At 59.6% G+C, this 18415-nt stretch carries 15 protein-coding genes; 6 read left to right on the forward strand and 9 right to left on the reverse strand.

Translation table 11 applies throughout. From position 1 onward, the window contains the following. The first annotated feature begins 325 nt into the window (after positions 1–325). Together GSQ81_RS14115 and GSQ81_RS14120 are read left to right on the forward strand one after the other, a co-directional pair. Positions 326–3877, forward strand: a complete 3552-nt coding sequence (locus GSQ81_RS14115; RefSeq protein ID WP_158911333.1) for a carboxypeptidase regulatory-like domain-containing protein — start codon at positions 326–328, stop codon at positions 3875–3877. 59 nt (positions 3878–3936) lie between these two features. Then, positions 3937–5544 (forward strand): glycosyl hydrolase family 39, encoded by a 1608-nt coding sequence (locus GSQ81_RS14120; protein WP_158911334.1) that lies wholly within the window; start codon positions 3937–3939, stop codon positions 5542–5544. A 10-nt stretch (positions 5545–5554) separates the two neighbouring features. Here GSQ81_RS14120 and ligA read toward each other — a convergent pair whose 3' ends face one another. The 3 genes from ligA to GSQ81_RS14135 all read right to left on the reverse strand — a co-directional run bounded on the left by ligA (position 5555) and on the right by GSQ81_RS14135 (position 10023). Next, on the reverse strand, positions 5555–7675 hold the full coding sequence (gene ligA / locus GSQ81_RS14125) for an NAD-dependent DNA ligase LigA (protein WP_158911335.1): 2121 nt from the start codon (positions 7673–7675) through the stop codon (positions 5555–5557). Between the two features lie 237 nt (positions 7676–7912). Beyond that, positions 7913–8773: a hypothetical protein gene (locus tag GSQ81_RS14130; protein WP_254060202.1), complete on the reverse strand. Its 861-nt coding sequence runs from the start codon at positions 8771–8773 to the stop codon at positions 7913–7915. Between the two features lie 32 nt (positions 8774–8805). After that, positions 8806–10023, reverse strand: a complete 1218-nt coding sequence (locus tag GSQ81_RS14135; protein ID WP_158911336.1) for a glycine C-acetyltransferase — start codon at positions 10021–10023, stop codon at positions 8806–8808. Positions 10024–10205: 182 nt separating this feature from the next. Here GSQ81_RS14135 and GSQ81_RS14140 point away from each other — a divergent pair, with 182 nt between their 5' ends. Both GSQ81_RS14140 and GSQ81_RS14145 read left to right on the forward strand, forming a co-directional pair. Continuing rightward, on the forward strand, positions 10206–11075 hold the full coding sequence (locus tag GSQ81_RS14140; protein WP_254060203.1) for a hypothetical protein: 870 nt from the start codon (positions 10206–10208) through the stop codon (positions 11073–11075). A gap of 103 nt (positions 11076–11178) precedes the next feature. Then, positions 11179–12615, forward strand: a complete 1437-nt coding sequence (locus GSQ81_RS14145) for an MBL fold metallo-hydrolase RNA specificity domain-containing protein (protein WP_158911337.1) — start codon at positions 11179–11181, stop codon at positions 12613–12615. 121 nt (positions 12616–12736) lie between these two features. Here GSQ81_RS14145 and GSQ81_RS14150 read toward each other — a convergent pair whose 3' ends face one another. The 5 genes from GSQ81_RS14150 to GSQ81_RS14170 are packed head-to-tail and all read right to left on the reverse strand — an operon-like array spanning position 12737 to position 16322. After that, positions 12737–13234, reverse strand: coding sequence for a cytochrome P460 family protein (locus GSQ81_RS14150; RefSeq protein WP_158911338.1), 498 nt, complete (start codon positions 13232–13234; stop codon positions 12737–12739). A 2-nt stretch (positions 13235–13236) separates the two neighbouring features. Then, positions 13237–14190 carry a heme-binding domain-containing protein gene (locus tag GSQ81_RS14155; RefSeq protein ID WP_158911339.1) on the reverse strand — a complete coding sequence of 318 codons (954 nt, stop codon included), beginning with the start codon at positions 14188–14190 and terminating at the stop codon, positions 13237–13239. Positions 14191–14223: 33 nt separating this feature from the next. Further along, positions 14224–15153, reverse strand: coding sequence for a tRNA (adenosine(37)-N6)-dimethylallyltransferase MiaA (miaA, locus tag GSQ81_RS14160; RefSeq protein WP_158911340.1), 930 nt, complete (start codon positions 15151–15153; stop codon positions 14224–14226). Continuing rightward, positions 15147–15305 (reverse strand): hypothetical protein, encoded by a 159-nt coding sequence (locus tag GSQ81_RS14165; protein ID WP_158911341.1) that lies wholly within the window; start codon positions 15303–15305, stop codon positions 15147–15149. Before GSQ81_RS14165 ends, miaA begins: the two co-directional genes overlap by 7 nt. 6 nt (positions 15306–15311) lie before the next feature. Beyond that, a complete protein-coding gene (locus GSQ81_RS14170) occupies positions 15312–16322 on the reverse strand; it encodes a TonB family protein (protein ID WP_158911342.1) in 1011 nt (336 codons plus the stop codon). 155 nt (positions 16323–16477) lie between these two features. Between GSQ81_RS14170 and GSQ81_RS14175 the strand changes: the two genes are divergently transcribed. After that, the gene (locus GSQ81_RS14175; protein WP_158911343.1) at positions 16478–16990 is read left to right on the forward strand and encodes a molybdenum cofactor biosynthesis protein B; all 513 of its coding nucleotides are present in this window, start codon (positions 16478–16480) and stop codon (positions 16988–16990) included. A 14-nt stretch (positions 16991–17004) separates the two neighbouring features. After that, positions 17005–17661, forward strand: a complete 657-nt coding sequence (locus tag GSQ81_RS14180) for a YqaA family protein (RefSeq protein ID WP_158911344.1) — start codon at positions 17005–17007, stop codon at positions 17659–17661. A gap of 142 nt (positions 17662–17803) precedes the next feature. Here the strand turns inward: GSQ81_RS14180 and GSQ81_RS14185 are convergent, their stop codons facing one another. Beyond that, complete coding sequence (locus GSQ81_RS14185) at positions 17804–18352, reverse strand: DUF6580 family putative transport protein (RefSeq protein ID WP_158911345.1); 549 nt, start codon at positions 18350–18352, stop codon at positions 17804–17806. Positions 18353–18415 lie beyond the last annotated feature (63 nt).

Consider the following 18415-nt stretch of genomic DNA (forward strand, 5'->3'; position numbering starts at 1 on the left):
AACAAGTCACGTCATGCCAATGCAATAGCTCCAAAAGTTACTCGCAATAATTTTCTACGGTGGACAAACCTAAGTAACCATCCGGCATCACATCGCTTGTTAGTCTGAGTTCGACTTTCGGCACTCCCAATGCCGATGCTGCCTCATTTTCCAGGCCTATGAGGTCCTTCACTTCAGGAAGACCCAGAGACGCTGGCCTCGACAAACTTTATAAGTTGCCGAAGATCTGTTCGCGAACGGATCGTCTCCTTGCGGAGAATCGAATTCGGCGCATTTCCGGCATCGGCACCGGCAGAAGAAGTAGTTACCCCTTCGGAGGCAGTTCATGAACGCCAGAAATCCCCGCTTCTTCTTACGATTTGCACTCATCGCACTGGCACTTTATCTATCCGTACCGGCCCACGCACAGTTCAGCGCCAGCCTCTCCGGCACCGTGCAGGATTCAACAGGCGCCATCATCCCGAATGCGGCCGTTACGTTGACCGATCCGGCCACGCACCAGTCGCAAAAGGCGACAACGAGCAGCAGCGGCGTCTACCATTTCAGCGAGCTTCCTCCTGCGCATTACACCCTTGCCGTCACGGCAACCGGCTTCAAGGCGTCCACCTTTGCCGATGTCGCACTTGCGGCAGAGACGCCGCGCAATTTAAACGTGACCCTCAACACCGGCGATGTCTCCGAGACTGTGACCGTCAACGCAAATGAGGTCTCCGCGCTGCAAAATGCAGACGCAAGCGTCGGCAGCACCATCTCCAGCGAAGCCATTCAGAAGCTGCCGATCATCGGAGGCAATCCCTATGAGCTCCTCCGCACCTCTCCCGGCATTACCGGGGATGGCGCGCGCGCAGGCAACGGCAACGCAGTATTCCTCCCCAACGGCGGAGGCCCCGGAGGATCGGCCCGCGGCATCTTCCAGACCGAAAACCAGACCCAGATCTCAGCCAACGGCCAGCCCGTAGCCGCCAACACTTACAGCGTCGATGGCGTCACCGTCGACTCGCTCACTCACGGCGGCGCTGCTGTCGTGACGCCTAATCAGGAAGCCATCGGCCAGATCACCGTCCTCTCCACCTCCTACGACGCTGCCGACGGTCGCAACTCCGGCGCACAGATCAAGGTCGTCACCAAGAGCGGTACCAACGACCTGCACGGCTCACTCTTCTTCCTCTACGACGAGCCCGGCCTCAATGCCTTCGCCAAGTATGGCGGCCCCGACGAGCAACTTCCTCTGCGCGTCGAGACCAAGCAACGCACCTACGACGCCTCCATCGGCGGCCCCATCATCAAAGACAAGCTCTTCGGATTCGCCTCTTACTCCGGGTTCGGCTATGACGGAAACACCACGGTCTCGCAATATGTTGAGACTCCTGATTACCGTGCGCTGATCCCCACCGTTCGCCCCGGCGGTATCACCACCAGCATCCTTACCTCGGCTGGCGTCACGCCGCGCATTATCAACCTTCTTCCCATAGACTGCTCCGACTACGCCAACAATCAAAGCCTATATGCCCCCGTCAACGGCATGACGCAGACCGCTGCAGGCGGCCCTTATTGCAATCCGATAGGCGGTGGCGTAGACATCGGCTCTCCAACTCGCGGGGGAGCGTCACAGCTCGGCGTCTATACTCCCTCCGCAGCCACCAACCCCGCCACCTATATCGGCGGTGGTCTGGATCAAAAACCCGATATAGACTACGCACAGCTTCTCGTGCCCAACCACTCTCGCGGAAATCAGTTCAACGGCCGCATCGACTGGTACGCGACACAGAAGGACCAGTTCGCAGGCAGCTTCTACATCACCAAGCTGGACAACTACGGCACCAGCGGCGCAGCCGATTCACGCCCACAGTCCGACGTCCCCTTCAAACCGCTTAACACCGCCGTTACGCTCATCTATATCCACACCTTCTCGCCAAGCTGGCTCAATGAGCTGCGCGGCAACAGCACCCGCTTCGCCGAGAATGCCCTTCGCGACGGCGCAGGCACCGTCAACTACGGCATCCCCAATATCAACGTCCAGGGCATGCCCTTCGCCAATACCCTCAACTTTGGCGTCACGCAGAGCAGCAGCAATCCTGCGATCTTCGCCGAAAATACCTACGAGGTCCGCGATCAGGTCACGCACACCTTCGGTTCGCACATCCTCCGCATCGGCGGCGAGATACGTTTCGAACAAGATAACGACAAACTCTCCGGAACCACTCGCCCCGTCTACTCCATGCAGGGCCTGTGGAACTTCGCCAACGACGCTCCCATCTACGAGGGCATCACTGCCAGCACTCTTACGGGAGGCGCGCCCAACACGCAGCTCTATCTTCGCTCCAAAGATATCGCTGGGTATGTCCAGCACGACTGGAAGGTGACTCCGACCTTCACCCTCAACACCGGTTTTCGCTATGAGATCTATACGCCGATCAGCAACAAGACCGGCAACGTCAGCAAGCCTGTCCTCGGGCCTCCCGGCTCCGAACTCTCCGGCATGACGCTCGTTCCCACCCACGATCTCTACAACACCGACTACGGCCACTATGCGCCAAAGATCGGCTTTGCGTGGACCCCCGCCATCTATAACAACAACGTCGTTCTTCGCGGCGGATTCGCCGTCGCTTACAACCATCTCGATGCCGGACTCTTCAACACGCAGGCCATCGACAACGTTCCCGGCGCGGCGACCTTCAACGTCTGCTGCGGCCAGGACACGAGCCCCTTCGCAGGCGGACAGATCAAGTACGCTCTTGGCACCAGCAACGCAGCCGACAGCTATCCCGCCAACCCAGCGTTCGCAGGCGGCGTCAACGCCAACGGCTTCCCCGCCAATGGCGCGCAGATTGAGTTGTACGGCGTCGGCGGCCGCATCAGAAATCCAGTCAGCTATCTCTACTCTCTCGATACACAGACCCAGTTGCCATCGAAGATCGTGCTGACGGTCGGCTACGGCGGCAGCCTCGCCCGCCACAATCCCCGCCTGGTGAACCAGAACTTCCTCTACAACAACACCGGCGCCCCAACCTACGCAGCCTACTTCGCGCAGACCGATTCCGTTCAGGCCTACAACTCGCTCAATGTCCGCGTAGCCCGCACCCTCAGCCATGGCTTCCAGATCGAGGGCAGTTATACCTTCTCCAAGAACATGGACCAGGTCTCCAACGGTGACGGCGCCAACTCCAACGCCAACCAGACCAACCCTGCAGACAACAAGTCAGAGTATGGCCCCTCCGACTACGACACACGCAACCGAGCCACTATCTCCGGCCTCTACACAACTCCCAAAGTTCACTCCAGTAACTTCCTCGTCAAAGCCCTGGCCGATGGCTGGCAGGTAAATGGCATCGCCAGCCTGCACTCCGGCTTCCCATGGACGCCGGTTACCTACAACCTGCAATCGAACCTCGTTCCCAACGCGGCAGTTGTCTCGCCGACGCGTCCGCTGGCAATCCTCTACGGCTCAGGCCCCATCGGCCGAAGCTGCTCCAACAACGCCTACATCACCGGCTCCAACTTCCCCAACCGCACGCTGCCCGGTGGAACATCAGGTACCGCTGGCGGTCAAAACTACTTCAACACCACTCCGCCGACGCTGCCTCCCGGCCAGAACTACGTTTACAAACCCGGCATCGGTCGCAACAGCTTCACCGGCGCCTGCTACCGCGACATCGACATAAGCCTCGCCAAAGAAGTTCAGTTTGAAGGTCTGGGTCACACCGCAACTCTGCGCTTCCAGGCCAACATGTTCAACGCCTTCAACCTGCTCAACCTGGCTCCCATCCAGAACGGCAACTCCGACCCGGCAGCCAATATTCAGAACGCCGACTTCGGTAAAGCCACCACCGCCGACGCTGGACGCCAGATTGAATTCCTCATGCGACTAAACTTCTGACAAGGCATACTGGGGGCGGAGCCACAACTCCGCCTCAACTCACACCACCGGAGCGCTCGATGAAACTAACCTCTTGCCGCCTGCTGTCAGTCGGCTCTGCAATCCTTCTCTCTGCCTGCATCTGCATTTCATCTCCGGCTCAATCTTCCACATCACAAATGACAACCCTCCGCATCGACGCCAAAGCAGCTACCACGCCCTTCCCTCATTTCTGGGAGCAGACCTTCGGTTCAGGCCGCGCGATCCTCTCGCTGCGGCAGGGCTACCGCGAAGACCTCCGCACCGTGAAGCAAGCTACGGACTTTAAGTCCGTTCGCTTCCATGGCATCTTCATGGACGACGTAGGTCTCTACGACCCCGACCGTAGACCCATCAAATTTGCCCAGATGACGAACGCCGACGTAGCCGCGTCATCCGATTCAGGCGTCTATAACTTCTCCTACGTCGATCAAATCTACGATGGCCTACTCGCCAACGGCGTTCGCCCCTTCGTCGAATTGAGCTTCATGCCCAAGAAGATGGCCTCTGATCCCAACGCGTTGCACGCCTTCTGGTACAAGCAGAACGTCTCCCCGCCGAAGAACTATGCCGAGTGGGACAACATGATCACAGCCTTCGTCCAGCATCTCGTCAATCGCTACGGCATCGACGAGGTCGCGCAGTGGGACTTCGAGGTATGGAACGAGCCCAACATCGACTTCTGGGCCGGCAATCCTAAACAGCCAACCTACTTTGAGCTATACGACCACACCGCCCGCGCCATCAAGAAGGTCAACGCTCGCCTACGCGTCGGTGGGCCATCGACCGCGCAGGCCGCATGGGTCGCGGACTTCCTGGCGCACTGCAAGAAGGACAACGTTCCCGTCGACTTCGTCAGCACCCACGTCTACGGCAACGACACCGCGAAAAACGTCCTCGGCACCGATGAGGACATTCCCCGCGATCACATGGTAGCCCGCGCCGTAAAGATGGTGCACGACGAGATCCTCGCCTCACCCTATCCGAAGATCCCGCTCATCATGAGCGAGTACAACGCCAGCTACGCCAACGAGCCCAACGTCACCGACTCCGTCTACATGGGCCCATGGCTCGCCAGCAACATCAGCCAGTGCGACGGCCTCACCCAGTCCATGAGCTACTGGTCCTTCTCCGACGTCTTCGAGGAACAGGGCGTCACACGTACACCGTTCTATGGCGGCTTCGGTCTCATCGCCGAAGACGACATCCCCAAGCCCGCGCTCAATGCCTTCGCCATGCTGCATCAGTTAGGCGAGCGCCGCATCAAGCTTGACTCCGACTCAGCGCTCGCCACCCGTCACGAAGACGGTTCGCTCGCCATCGCTCTCTGGAACTACGCCGCACCCTACGGCAGCGGCCCAGCCTACACACCGCCACCTGCTGACCCCGGCCCATCCAAAGCCTTTACCGTAAAACTCGAAGGCGTCTCTTCCAACGCGGCGATACAGATCTGGCGGCTTGACGTCGACCACGGCAACGTCATCAAGACCTACGACGCCATGGGCCGCCCCGCATTCCCCACCCGCGACCAGATCGCCAAACTTCGCGAAGCAGGCAAAGCCTCACCACCAGAATCCTCTTCGCTTAAGAATGGCAGCCTCACCATCACCATCCCACCGCAAGGACTTGTCCTGATCACAACCCGCTAGTGCAGAACTCTCACGCTGGCGTTGTTGGACCGTGCTCCAACAACGCCAGCAGACCTTCCTCATCTATCAACGGAACACCAAGCGAGTTGGCCTTGTCCAGCTTCGATCCTGCCTCTTCGCCCGCGACGACATAGCTCGTCTTCTTGCTCACGCTGCCCGAAACCTTCCCACCCGCCGACTCAATCTTCTCCTTCGCAATCTCGCGCGTGAGGCTCGGCAGCGTCCCTGTCAGCACGAACGTCAACCCTTCCAACGTCGAAGTCGTCACCCGTTTCTCCGCCGTCATCGTCAATCCCAGCGATGCCAGGTCCTTCACCAGATCGCGGTTCTTCTCCACCGCAAAGAACTCCACGATCGCCTGCGCCACCTTAGGCCCAACCTCATTGACCGCCTCCAGCTCCTCGGCGCCTGCACTCATCAATGCATCCATCGAGCCGAAGTGCTCTGCCAGCAGCTGCGCCGTCCGTTCGCCCACAAACCGTATCCCCAGCCCAAGCAGCACACGCGCCAGCCCCGCACTCTTCGACCGCTCGATCTCCGCCACGAGCGCATCAGCCGTCTTCTCGCCAACGCGCTCCAACTCCAGCAACTTCTCGCGCTTCAATCGGTACAGATCGCCAATCGTGTGGATCAACGCCTTACGAGTCGCCACCGGCGCACCCTCTTCGATCGCTTCCTCCGCCGCGCCCAGCTCCGCATTTTGACCCAGCAGTTGCGCCACCATCGCATCGCCGAGTCCTTCGATATTCATCACACCACGGGCCGACCAGTGCAGCAGCTCTTCACGCACCCGCGCTGGACAGGAGTTGTTCACGCATCTCCAGTCGACCTCGCCCTCCACCTTCATCAGAGGACTTTTGCATATCGGGCAGATCATGGGGAACACAATCTCCTTCTTGCCTCGCGGATGCGTCGCGTCGTCCACCACTTCCACAATCTTGGGAATGACGTCTCCCCCGCGCTCCACGGAGATGTAGTCCCCGATGCGCACTCCCAGCCGCGCAATCTCGTCAGCGTTATGCAGCGTGGCCCGCGTTACCGTTGTTCCTCCGATAGACACCGCCTTCAGCACTGCCACCGGAGTCACCTTGCCGGTGCGTCCCACCTGGAACAGCACGTCTTCCAACTGCGTAATCCCGGCACGCGCAGCGAACTTATACGCAATCGCCCATCGCGGAGCCTTGCCGGTAAACCCCAGCCGCCGCTGCTGCGCCGTCGCATCAACCTTGATCACGACGCCATCGATCTCATAGCCCAGCGTGTCGCGCAGCGGCTCTGCATCGGCGATAAACTTCACCACCGCGTCGATGTCCTTCACCGTCTTCGCATTAGGGTTCACCCTGAAACCCGCGCCGCGCAACGCCTGCAACGTATCCGACTGCGATGCCAGCAGCGTCTCGCCCTCCTGCAGCAGGAAGTACGCATAGAAGTCCAGTCGCCGCTGTGCCACGATATTCGGCTCCAGTGTACGAATCGTACCCGCCGCTGCATTCCGTGGATTCGCCGCCGGAGCTAGTCCCTGCGCCTCGCGCTCCTCGTTCATCTTCACAAAGGCCGTCTGCGGCAGCACCACCTCGCCGCGCACCTCAAACTTCTGCGGCAATCCCGCCGCCTTCAACTTCGCCGCAGACACGCTGAGAGGTACCGAGCGGATCGTGCGGACGTTGCTGGTCACATCCTCGCCGATTGAGCCATCCCCGCGCGTAAGCCCTCGCTCCAGATGCGCCGCTCCATGAGCACCGGCAGCATAATGCAGAGCCAGCGAGAGACCGTCGAGTTTCAACTCGCACACATACTGCACCTTCTCAGAGGTTGGCAGCGCCTCGCGCACCCGCTGGTCCCATGCGCGCAGCTCCTCTTCGTTGTAGGCGTTGTCCAGCGACAACATCGGCCGCGAGTGCGGCGTCTTCACGAATCCCTCGCGCGGCTTGCCCCCCACTCGCTGCGTTGGCGAGTCCGCCGTCACCAGATCCGGATGCTCGGCCTCCAGCTTCTTCAGCCGGTTCATCCGCTCGTCATACTGCGCGTCGGTCAGCTCCGGCTTGTCCAGAACGTAATAGAGATGTTCATGGTGGCGAAGCTCATCGCGCAGCGCCTGAATCTGTTGATCGGTAGTAAAAGCAGCCGCCATGTCAGGATTATAAAGAGCTATCTATTTCTGGATGACCGCCTTCATCCATCACACCCGGTGCGGGACCATGTTGCTTGACAGAGGCATTACCACCCCCTGCGATTTGCGCAAAGACTTCAAAACAAAAATCTTAAGTCCAACCGCAGAGCCAAGGTCTTGATTTTACTGGCATCAGTCCGGCAAAGTCTTCAATCTAATGAGATTGATGAGCACTTTGTGTATGAGGCGGTGTCAAATCTACTGGGTATGGAAGAGCTTGTGGTTGATGTCTGGCCAAAACTCTTTGAAGGTGAAGCTGACGCCGTCGATGAGGTCGCTGGTGAGCCACTTCTGGCCGACCTTGGTCCAGGTGCGGTACTTGGTCGGGTAGTAGAGCGAGGAGACGCCTGAGGCTGCGCCGGAGCCGATGACCTCGGAGAAGTTGAAGGTATTGTCGCCGTCGTCTTTGCGAGTAATGAGGACACGGCTGGCGGCATAGAGGGCGCGATGGCCGATGGAGCCGTGGCCGAGGGTGTAGAAGCGGTTGTCCTGGTGGAAGAGGACGGGGCCAATGCCGCCGACCATGAAGTTCTCGTCAGCCGTATCGGCGAGGGTGTGCCAGTAGTAGCGGGCGTATCCCTTCACCCCCTGATGGAACTCGGGATAGGAGTCGCCGTTCATCGCGAAGCCTGCCTGCAACCCGGCGATGAAGAAGGAGGAGTAGTCGAAGGTGTCGCGACCGGCGGCGATGAACTTGTCCTTGGCCGATTGCGGCGGCAGCTTGGTGTCGGCGGAGACGGAGCGAAAGTTGGGCATGATGCCGAGGATGCGCTTGGTCTGCTGGGGATCGGTGGGAGCGGTTGCAGCGGCTGGCGCTGTCGCCTGAGCGGTTGCAGCGGCTGGCGCTGTCGCCTGACCGGTTTGCAGGTCAGATGCAGGAAGCGGAGCGTCGGGCAGCGAGTCGGCCACGGAGTCGCTCGCGGCAATCAGTGAGGAGGAGGTGCCAGCGGTAAGTTCCTGAGCGTGCAAGGTGGCGGGAGTACACGCCAGCGCAGCCAGAAATGCCGCAGCAATACACACTGCTCCGAGCTTGGAAGTTTGAAGATGAAAGGGCATCATAGATAAGACACCTGTTCGGGAAATTCGATTCGTCATGCGGGAAGAATGTTCGACTTTCTTGCGACGGTAGTGAGAATTTCAAGGGCCTGGTCGATCTGTTCGCGGGTGTGTTCGCTGGTCATGATGGTGCGAATCCGGGCTTTGCCCTCGGGAACGGTGGGAAAGGCGATTCCGGTGGCCATGAGGCCCGCCTGGAAAAGAGCGCGGGAAAAGTCCATTGTCGCACGGCCATCGCCAATAAGGATGGGGGTAATCGGGGTCTCGCTGGCAGGCGTGGTGCGGCCTCCGGTATCGAAACCGGCGGCGGTGAGCTGCTGCTTGAAGTAGCTGGTGTTGTCCCACAGCCGCTGGATGCGGTCGGGTTCTGACTCCAAGATGTCGAACGCGGCGATGCAGGTGGCTGCAACCGAGGGCGGATGCGAGGTGGAAAAGAGGAAGGGACGAGCACGGTGGTAAAGGTAGTCGATGAGGTCGCGACTGCCGCAGACGTAACCGCCGAGCGCTCCGATAGCTTTGGAGAGGGTGCCTACCTGCACGTCGACGCGTGAAGTGCAGTGGAAGTGATCGACCGAGCCGCGACCGTTGCGGCCGAGCACACCGCTGGCGTGGGCGTCATCGACCATCATGATGGCTCCGTACTTGTCGGCGAGGTCGCAGAGCTTGTCGACCGGGCCGATGTCGCCATCCATCGAGAAGACACCGTCGGTGATGAGGAGCTTGCGGCCGGGCTCGTTCTGGATCTCTTTGAGCAACTCTTCGGCGTGGGCGACATCCTTGTGGCGGAAGACTTTAATCTTTGCTTTCGAGAGGCGTGCTCCGTCGATGATGCTGGCGTGGTTGAGCTCGTCGGAGAGGATGAAGTCTTCTTTGCCGAGAATGCTGGAGACCGTTCCGGCGTTGGCGGCGAAGCCGGACTGGAAGACGACGCAGGCCTCGACGCCTTTGAAGGCGGCGATCTTTTCTTCCAGCTCCATATGGATGCGCATGGTTCCGGCGATGGTGCGGACGGCTCCTGAGCCGACGCCATATTTCTGCGTGGCGGCGATGGCGGCTTCACGGAGTTTGGGGTGATTGCAGAGGCCGAGATAGTTATTGCTGGCGAGATTGATGACTCGCTTGCCGTCGTAAGTGCAGACGGGAGCCTGCTCGTCGTCGAGGATGCGGAGCTTGAAGTGGGTGCCGCGCTGCTTCAGATCTTCAAGCTGGGCCGTGAGGTGGGCGAGCTGGGGACGGGGGGTTTTGTCGCTCATGCTTAATCGTAAACCTTTTGCATCGAGACAGTAAGGAGGGGGCGAATGGCATCTCAGTATCGTGTGATGACGGCGGAGAGCTGCATCGCGCGGATGTACCAATAAAGTCTGATACGAAGGATGAGGGCCCCAAGATGGCAACGATGGTGATTTCTGGAAGGATTTTAAAGTTTACGGGGGCAATGGCGTTAGCAGTTGCTTTGCTGGCGGGATGCAAATCGAAAGAAGATGCGGCGATTGACGCAGCGAAGAAACAGGCAGCAGCCACAGGACAGGCGCAGCAGGTGGTCTCGATCGACAAGAGTGGCAACACGACCACGGTGACGGTGCAGCCACCAGCTCCGGGGCAGACGGCTCAGGCAACAACGACAACGGTGACTCCTGCGGCGGGGACTCCGGCAAATACGGCGGCATCTGCGCCTGCGGTAACACCGGGACAGCCTGCAATCGCAGGGCAAAACGGAGGCGCGGCAGAACCTGCCGCGACGGCACCGCCTCCCGTAGCAACTCCGGGTGGCGCTCCGGTGATTCAGCCAGCCGACGTGAATGTTCCCGCAGGTACGAATCTGACGATTCGCATTAATCAGCGCATCAGCGTCAAGACCAGCCGCGCAGGCGACCGTTTCGATGGTGAGATTGTTGAGCCGGTGGTTGGGGACAACAACAACGTCATTATTCCGAAAGGCGCTCCTGTGGGCGGGATTGTGGAAGTCTCGCATCGGCGTGGGCACTTCAAGGGTGCTTCGATGCTGGAGTTGCGGCTTACTTCACTGACGCTGAATGGCAATCAGTATCGTTTGGATACTCGCGACCTGAGAAGGACGAAGAAGGGCAAGGGCAAACGGTCGGCAGCATTTATCGGCGGCGGAACCGGGCTGGGTATGCTGGTCGGCGGCGTTGCCACTGGAGGCGTTGGGTTGCTGGTGGGCGGACTTGCCGGTGCGGGAGCAGGAACCGCAGTGGGCGGCTTGACGGGCAATCGAGATATCGAGATTCCGTCGGAGTCGATTGTTCACTTCAGGTTGGCGAACGATCTTGTGGTGCAGCCCTGATCGTTTTCAGTGAGTGAGAGACGAAGGCCCATCGATCAGGATGGGCCTTCGCTACGTTCTGCTCTCTTTCAGATAGGATGGCTGTGAATTTTAAGGAGCGTGCATGGGGATTCGATTGCATTTTTGGGGCGCGGCACAGACGGTCACAGGGTCTTCGCATCATCTGGAGTGCGCGGGTCAGAACGTGCTGCTGGACTGCGGACTGTTTCAGGGACACAGGCAACAGGGCCGCGAGATCAATGCGCATCTTGCATTGCCCGTTGAACAGTTGAACGCCGTTGTGCTCTCTCATGCGCACATCGACCATAGCGGCGACCTGCCGCTGCTGGCGAAGCAGGGATATCGCGGGCCAATTTATACGACTCCGGCGACGGTGGACCTTTGCGAGAAGATGCTGAAGGACAGCGCGCATATTCAGGAGTCGGATGCGGAGTTTGTGAACAAGCGCTGGCGGCGGCGCAAGGCCATCGGCATGAACGGCGAGGCCGATGGAGCGACGCCGCTCTACACGCAGGAGGATGCGGCGCAGGCGGTCGAGCTGTTCAAGCCGGTGAAGCTGCATACGCCGCAGTTGCTGGCTGGTTCGACGGCGGATGCGGGGTTTACGACGACGACTTACGATGCGGGCCACATGCTGGGCTCGACTTGTGTGCTGGTCGATGCGAAAGAGAAGGGGCAGGCTACGCGGCTGCTGTTTTCGGGCGATGTGGGACGCAAAGGCCTGCCGATTATTCACGATCCGGATACGGCTCCGGCTGCGGAGTATCTCATCATGGAGAGCACGTATGGGAACCGGTTGCACCAGCCGATAGGGCCGGTAAAGAAGAAGCTGGCAAACCTGGTGAATCGTACCGTCGCGCGCGGCGGACATATTGTGATGCCTGCGTTTGCCGTGGGGCGCACGCAGCAGGTGGTGCTGTTGCTGCATGAGCTGATCGATGCCAAGGCGATTCCTGACATTCCTATCTTTGTGGACAGTCCGCTGGCGGTGAATGTGACGGACGTGTTTCGCAAACATGAAGAGGAGTGGGATGAGGGGGCGCGCGCGTTCGCGGATCTTCATGAAGATCCGTTTGGATGGAGTCGGCTGAAATATACACGCACGGTGGAAGAGAGCAAGGCGCTGAATGGCCTGCATATGCCGTTCATCGTGATCTCGGCCTCGGGAATGTGCGAGGCGGGACGTGTGCTGCATCATCTGAAGAACAGCGTCGAAGACCCGAGGAATCTGATTTTGATTACCGGGTTTCAGGCGCAGAATACGCTGGGCCGCGCCATCGTCGAGAAGCAGCCCGAGGTAAAGATCTTTGGCGAGCCCATGCGGCTGCGCGCCGAGGTGGATTCGATCGGCGAATTAAGCGGCCATGCCGACCAGCACGAGCTTCTGGAGTGGATGCAGCCGATTGTGCCTACGCTGAAGCAGGTCTTTCTGGTGCATGGAGAGCCGGATGCGCAGCAGGCCCTCAAGGCAGAGATTGAGAAGCTGTACAAGCTGAATGTCATCTGTCCCAAACGCGGCGACCGGTTTGAGGTGGGATAGAGCGGTTGTCCTCCCGATGTAGTTTTGATGATTCGAGCAAAACGCAGATTCCCTTCGGGAATGACAAACAAAGGAAGCTACACCTAAGAAGAAATGGCTCTAGTGTTGATGCGCGCGGCCGTCAGGGCATGACGGCTGCGCGCTGCGAGAGAAGATAGACCGCCTGCGGAATTGGCGTGGGACTTTGCTGGTCGAGGGTCTTCCTGAGCGGCGAGCCTTCGTAGGATTCGTAGGTGTAGGACGTCCGGTGATCGGCGCTGGTCTTCACGATGACGTACTCGACAGACTTCACCTTTGACGGAATCCTCGCACCGAACCAGCGTGGATCTTCCTGCTGCATCCAGGTGACGAGAGAGAGCGTGGAGCCAGAAGGATAGTCCTGCTGCTGGCTCGTTCTGGCGTATTGCACGGCGATATCGTTGCCGAAGAGCGTCGACATGGTTGAATTTTTCCTGTCGATCCATGAAGTGATGACTCTGTCCTGCAACGGATTGGACGGAAGATTGGTGGGCAGTACGGCCCCCTTATTCAGCGTCGCCACGACGGGAGGATAGGGGTTCGAGCAACCGAGGATGCTCAGGACGCTCAGCGAAAGTGTCGCGCTCAGAAGATAGCTCACTCTCATTGCTGGCCTCCTATCGGCGGGGTGTAGACGTAGTCGCTGTTGCGTACGGGATTATGACAATTGACGCATTCGCTGGTGAATCCCGCGTCTTTTCCATAAGGAACGAGGTCGGCTCCGCGCCATCTCGCCCATCCCCAGCCTTTGGTGGAAGCGTATTTGTCGCTGTCGCGAATCATGAATTCAACCTGGATAAAAGCTCCGGTTCGGATGATGCCTTTGCCATCGGGCTGTTGCTGCCATGCGACCTTGGCGAAGGCAGTTCCATTCGGCCAGGGGTTGATGTGGTTTTCCGCGATGGCCTTAACGGCGATATCGTTGCCGAGGATCTCGCGCATGGTGTGGTTGTCGAAGCGATCCGTGTTGCTGATGACCTTCCAGTTCCTGTAGTCGGGCATGAAATCGATGCCGTTGGGAGAGGGATGCACGTCAGGGACGACGCTGCTTGCCTGAATCCATCGCTCATAGCCTGCGTCGGCTACGCTGGTATCGGCGGCGGCATTGGTTGGAGATGGAGGGGCGAGCCATGATTTCAGCACAGCCAGTTGCGCCAGCGTGACCCTCGATCCGGGATGCACGCGCCGATAGGACGGCAGCGGCATCGCGCCCATCTGGATGTTGCTGATGGCTTCGAAGAGAAAGCCCTTTTGCTGCGCCGCAGGCAGCTTGCCGATCTCGGAGAAGTTGAGGTGCTTGCGCCCCTCTTTTACGTCGCTGGCGGCGATCCAGTAGGCCGGTACGACCTCATCGAACCACGGCAGCTTCGTCTCGTTCGAGTGGCAGCTATAGCACGAGTTTTTGAGAATCTGCTTCACCTCGGGCGGTGCCTGCAGGTCCGCTGTGACCGGCGGATTGGTCAATTCGGGCCGAATAAACTGGATCGCGATGAAGACAATCCCCAAGACCACTGCTATTTGTATGAGCCTGAGTCGCTGAGGCGATGTCATAGCCATGCGTGTTCCTTACTCTTCGATGGGTGGCGCGTATCAGTTGAGATGCAGGGAGACGAGTTGATGGGCTCGGGCCACGATATCTTGTTGATTTCCAAAGCCTTTAAGCCAATGAATCTCGGCATCGCGGCGGAACCAGGTGGCCTGACGCTTCGCATAGTTTCTATGACCCTGCTGGGCCTGAGCGACTGCCTGAGCGCGGGTGAGTTCGTTTCGTAGAACCGCCGATGCTTCAGCATAGCCCAACGAGGTGAGCGGGCGGCACTCGCGGCCATAGCGCTCGATGAGGCGCTCGGTCTCTTCGACGAGGCCGCGGTCGAACATGGCCGCAGCGCGATGGTTGATGCGTTCGTAGAGCCGCGGACGCGGAGGTTCGAGGCCGAGGCGCAGAATTTTGAAGCCGGTGAGGGCGTCGCGACCTTTTTCCCATTGCTGGGTGAGCGGTTGTTTTGCGGCGAGCGATACCTCGATGGCGCGAACGACCTTGGAGACATCGTTGGCATGAATGGCCGCAGCCGCCGCTGGATCGAGACGGGTGAGAAGACGATGAAGGTAGGCCGGCCCATGGGTTTCGGCCCGGCGGCGAAGAACTTCGCGGCGGCCGGGATGCGTGGGTGGTGACGGAAAGAGGCCGTCGATGAGAGCGCGTAGATAAAGGCCGGTGCCTCCGGCAACGATGGGAAGATGGCCGCGCCCGGTGATGCCTGCCAGCGATTCTCGCGCCTGGCGGCTGTAGTCTCCGGCGGTGCAGGCCTCGTCGGGCCACGCGATGTCGATCATATGATGGGGAACGAAGGCGCGCTCTTCGAGCGAGGGCTTGGCCGTGCCAATCTCCATCTCGCGATAGACGGCGACTGAATCGCAGCTAACGATCTCGCCGTTGAACTGCTCGGCGAGATGCAGCGCGAGCGCGGTCTTTCCACTGGCGGTGGGGCCACCTAGAACGATGAGCGGGCTGGTTACCATAGCCGCCACCAGCCGGGGGTGAAGACATGATGTGCGCGAAGAAGGCTGAAGAGGAGCACGGCAGCAGCGAGCAGAAGCAGGGCACGGAGCTGGCGGCGGCGCTCCTGCTGCCGGGGCTGCTCTGGCCTTTGCTGTGGAGGGGGTGCAAGCATCCGTGCCTACTCGGGAGGATTCTTGTTGACGAGGTAGTGGATGCGCAGCTCGAGATTCGGGCCGTGGAACTCCTTGGGGAGCGCCGGGAACTGGCCTACGCCGGTGATAGAGCCCCAGGCAGCGCGATCGATGGCCTGATCGTGGGTGGAGCCGTCGAGCGTCATGCCGCCGATCCGGCCATCGGGCAGAATGGTGAAGCGAATGAGGGTCTCACCCTGCTTGTTGAGCGGTGGCCGCGCCTCCTCGGGAATGAGCGGAAGCCAAGTGTGGTAGATCTCGTAGATGATCCGCTTGAGGTAGGGGTTGAAGTCGACCCCCATGGTGTCGGAGAGGATATCGACGCCGGTGTTAAGTCCCTGATGCGCTACAGGGATGCCTGTGCCGACGTCGCTGCCATCGCCGCGGTTTTGTGCCGCTGCCTGCGCCGCGCTGCGAATGGCCTCACCGGCACTCTGGTTCGGATTGCCGAAGTTTGGCCGCGTAGGCGCTGGCTTCGGAGCATCGACGATGGCCTGCTGTTGCGGATGCTGAGGCAGCGGTGGAGGCGGCGGAGCCTGTTTGGCTTGCTGAGGGGCAGGCTGTTGCGCGGCAGGCGCGGGAGGAGCCGGGGCAGGTACGCGGGCCTTCTCCATAGCCTGAAGCTGCTTCAATGTCTTTTGATCGATCGTCGACTTTGGAGTCTTGACTGGCTTTTGCGAAAGCGTCTTCGAAAGATCTTTCGGTGTGTTGAGGTAGGTGATGTTCTTGTCCCGCTCTTTAAGGACCGCCATCGGATCGATGACGCGGGGCTGATGGAAGAGCAAACGCGGGCCATAGAAGAGGAACCAGGCTAGGGCCAGATAGACGATGAGAGAGATGTAAACGGACTCGCGGAAGCGGGCGCGGGAGCGCTCGTCGTCCAGAGAGTCGAGCAGGTGGATGAGTTCGTGTTCTTCGAGTTCGCCGAAACGTCCGGTGCGCACCTTGGCGGGTGTGGTTGGCGGAACGGAGTTGGGCGGCGTTTCTACAGGTGGCATTGATTATTTGTTGAGACGGCTCCACGGAGCGAAAGTTGCGCCGCGAGCGATGATTGACCAGGAAATGAACCTGGCTTGCACAGTCTTTTTTATTTTCTCATCTTTAGGGGAGAGAAGGGTTGGGTTCGATGGCGTCCGCGCCGTAAACTGTACAGGTGAATCAGGGATTTTCTGCCGATACGCGTGCGGTGGTGCTGACGGTTAGCGACCGCTGTTCCAAAGGCGAGCAGGTCGACGTCTCCGGTCCGGCTGTTGCCCGCTTACTGAAGGCTGCGGGAATCGGTGCAGTGTCCATGCGGATTGTGCCCGATGAGATCGATGCGATTATCACCGCGTTGCGCCACTATGCACGCAACGCGCAGTTGATCGTCACCACCGGAGGGACAGGACTGGCGGCGCGGGATGTGACCCCGGATGCTACCCGGCTGGTGTGCGAGCGGCTGGTCGAAGGGCTGGCAGAACGGATGCGGGCCGATGGCCTGCAACATACACCATTTGCGGCGCTTAGCCGGGCCGTTTGCGGAATCGCAGGAAAAACCCTGGTCGTGAATCTGCCGGGAAGTCCCGCGGGAGCGGAAAGCTCGCTTCAGTCGGTGCTTCCTCTGCTGCCTCATGCCCTGGCTTTGCTGGCCGGAAATACGGCGCATTCTGGGCTGGATGCAAGGTAAAATAAGGCTTCCTCGTGAAAATCCATCCGATTGCCCTCTTTCATAAGCTGAACACCGCGCTGCTTGTCCTGATGAAGCCTTTGGGCGCCTGGGGACTGGGCGCGCTGGCGATCGTCGATACGTCGTCGATTCCGATGCCCATCGACGCGCTGATGATCGACTATGTGGCGCACGACCACGATAAGTTCCTTGTTTACTGCCTGATGGCCGCGGTCGGCTCGGCGATCGGAAGCCTGGTTCCCTACTATTTTGGCCGCGCTGGCGGGGAGCTTTTCCTGCTTAAGCGGATCAACCGGCATCGGTATGAGGCCCTGCGGGACAAATTTGAGCGGCAGGAGTTTCTGGCGATCATGATTCCGGCGATGATGCCTCCTCCCATGCCAGTGAAGGTCATCGAGTTCGCGGCAGGCGTCTTTGAGATGAAACCGCTGCTGTACTTTGGCGCGATCTTTGCCGGGAAGTTTGTGCGGTTTGGACTGGAAGGACTGATCACCATCCTTTATGGGCCTGCCATCCTGAACACGATTGGCAAAGCCTTTCATGAGCATCTGGGCCATGTGCTTGGTGTGATTGGGGTTCTGGTGGGGCTACTGGTGTTTTATATCGTCCGCAAGTTGTTCTCGAAGCGTCGGGGAACGCAGCTTCCGGCTGAAGATGGGTCAGAGGAGTAAGGCAAAGGCGAAAATACAGGGGTCTCTCCACTACAGCGGCAAAAGCGCCGCCTTCGGTCGAGATGACGTTTAATTTGTATGCTTTTGGGGATGGGAAAAGGGCTGCGAGATTCGCAGCCCTTTTTGGTGGATGAAAGTTGCCTTAGGCGATGTGGTTGCCGTGGGACTCGTCCATGGTCTCGGCGATGCTCCGAACCAGAGCAGGAAGGCCAAAGAGGGCTCCTGCGGTGATGGCGGTGGAGATGAGGTCGTTGGCGTAAAAAGGGATGGCCGCAACGTAGCAGGCGCTGAGACCGGCAACCGTGTGCGGATACATAATGCTACCCATCCAGACCGCCAGATTGCTGACAACAAAGAACGACGTGGCCGAAGCCAGAACGCCGCCAGCCACGCGCAGAGCGGAGGGCTTGCCGCTCAGTATCTGGTGGCCGAGCAGGCAGATCGCACCGTACCAGACCCAGGTGACGAGATAGGCGCTGGTGTGGAAGGCATAGCCGTAGGCAAAGACGGTGAGGTAGTAGTCGGCACCCATGAGGGCGAGGACGGCGATGATGGTCTGCCAGCGGCTGCGGCGCGCTCCGAAGTAGAGGAGGCCTCCGCCGACCGCAGTGAAGCCGATCGCGGTGGTGTTGAACAGATGCGGCAGGAAGCGGCTGAAGACCGCAAAGAGTAGAACGAGATAGGCGACCATGGTGAACCTCTGTTTCAGAAAAGCTGTGAATTTGATTGTCGGCTTTTGAAAGAGCGCGGTCAA

The organism is Granulicella sp. L56 (assembly GCF_009765835.1).
Lineage (GTDB): Bacteria > Acidobacteriota > Terriglobia > Terriglobales > Acidobacteriaceae > Edaphobacter.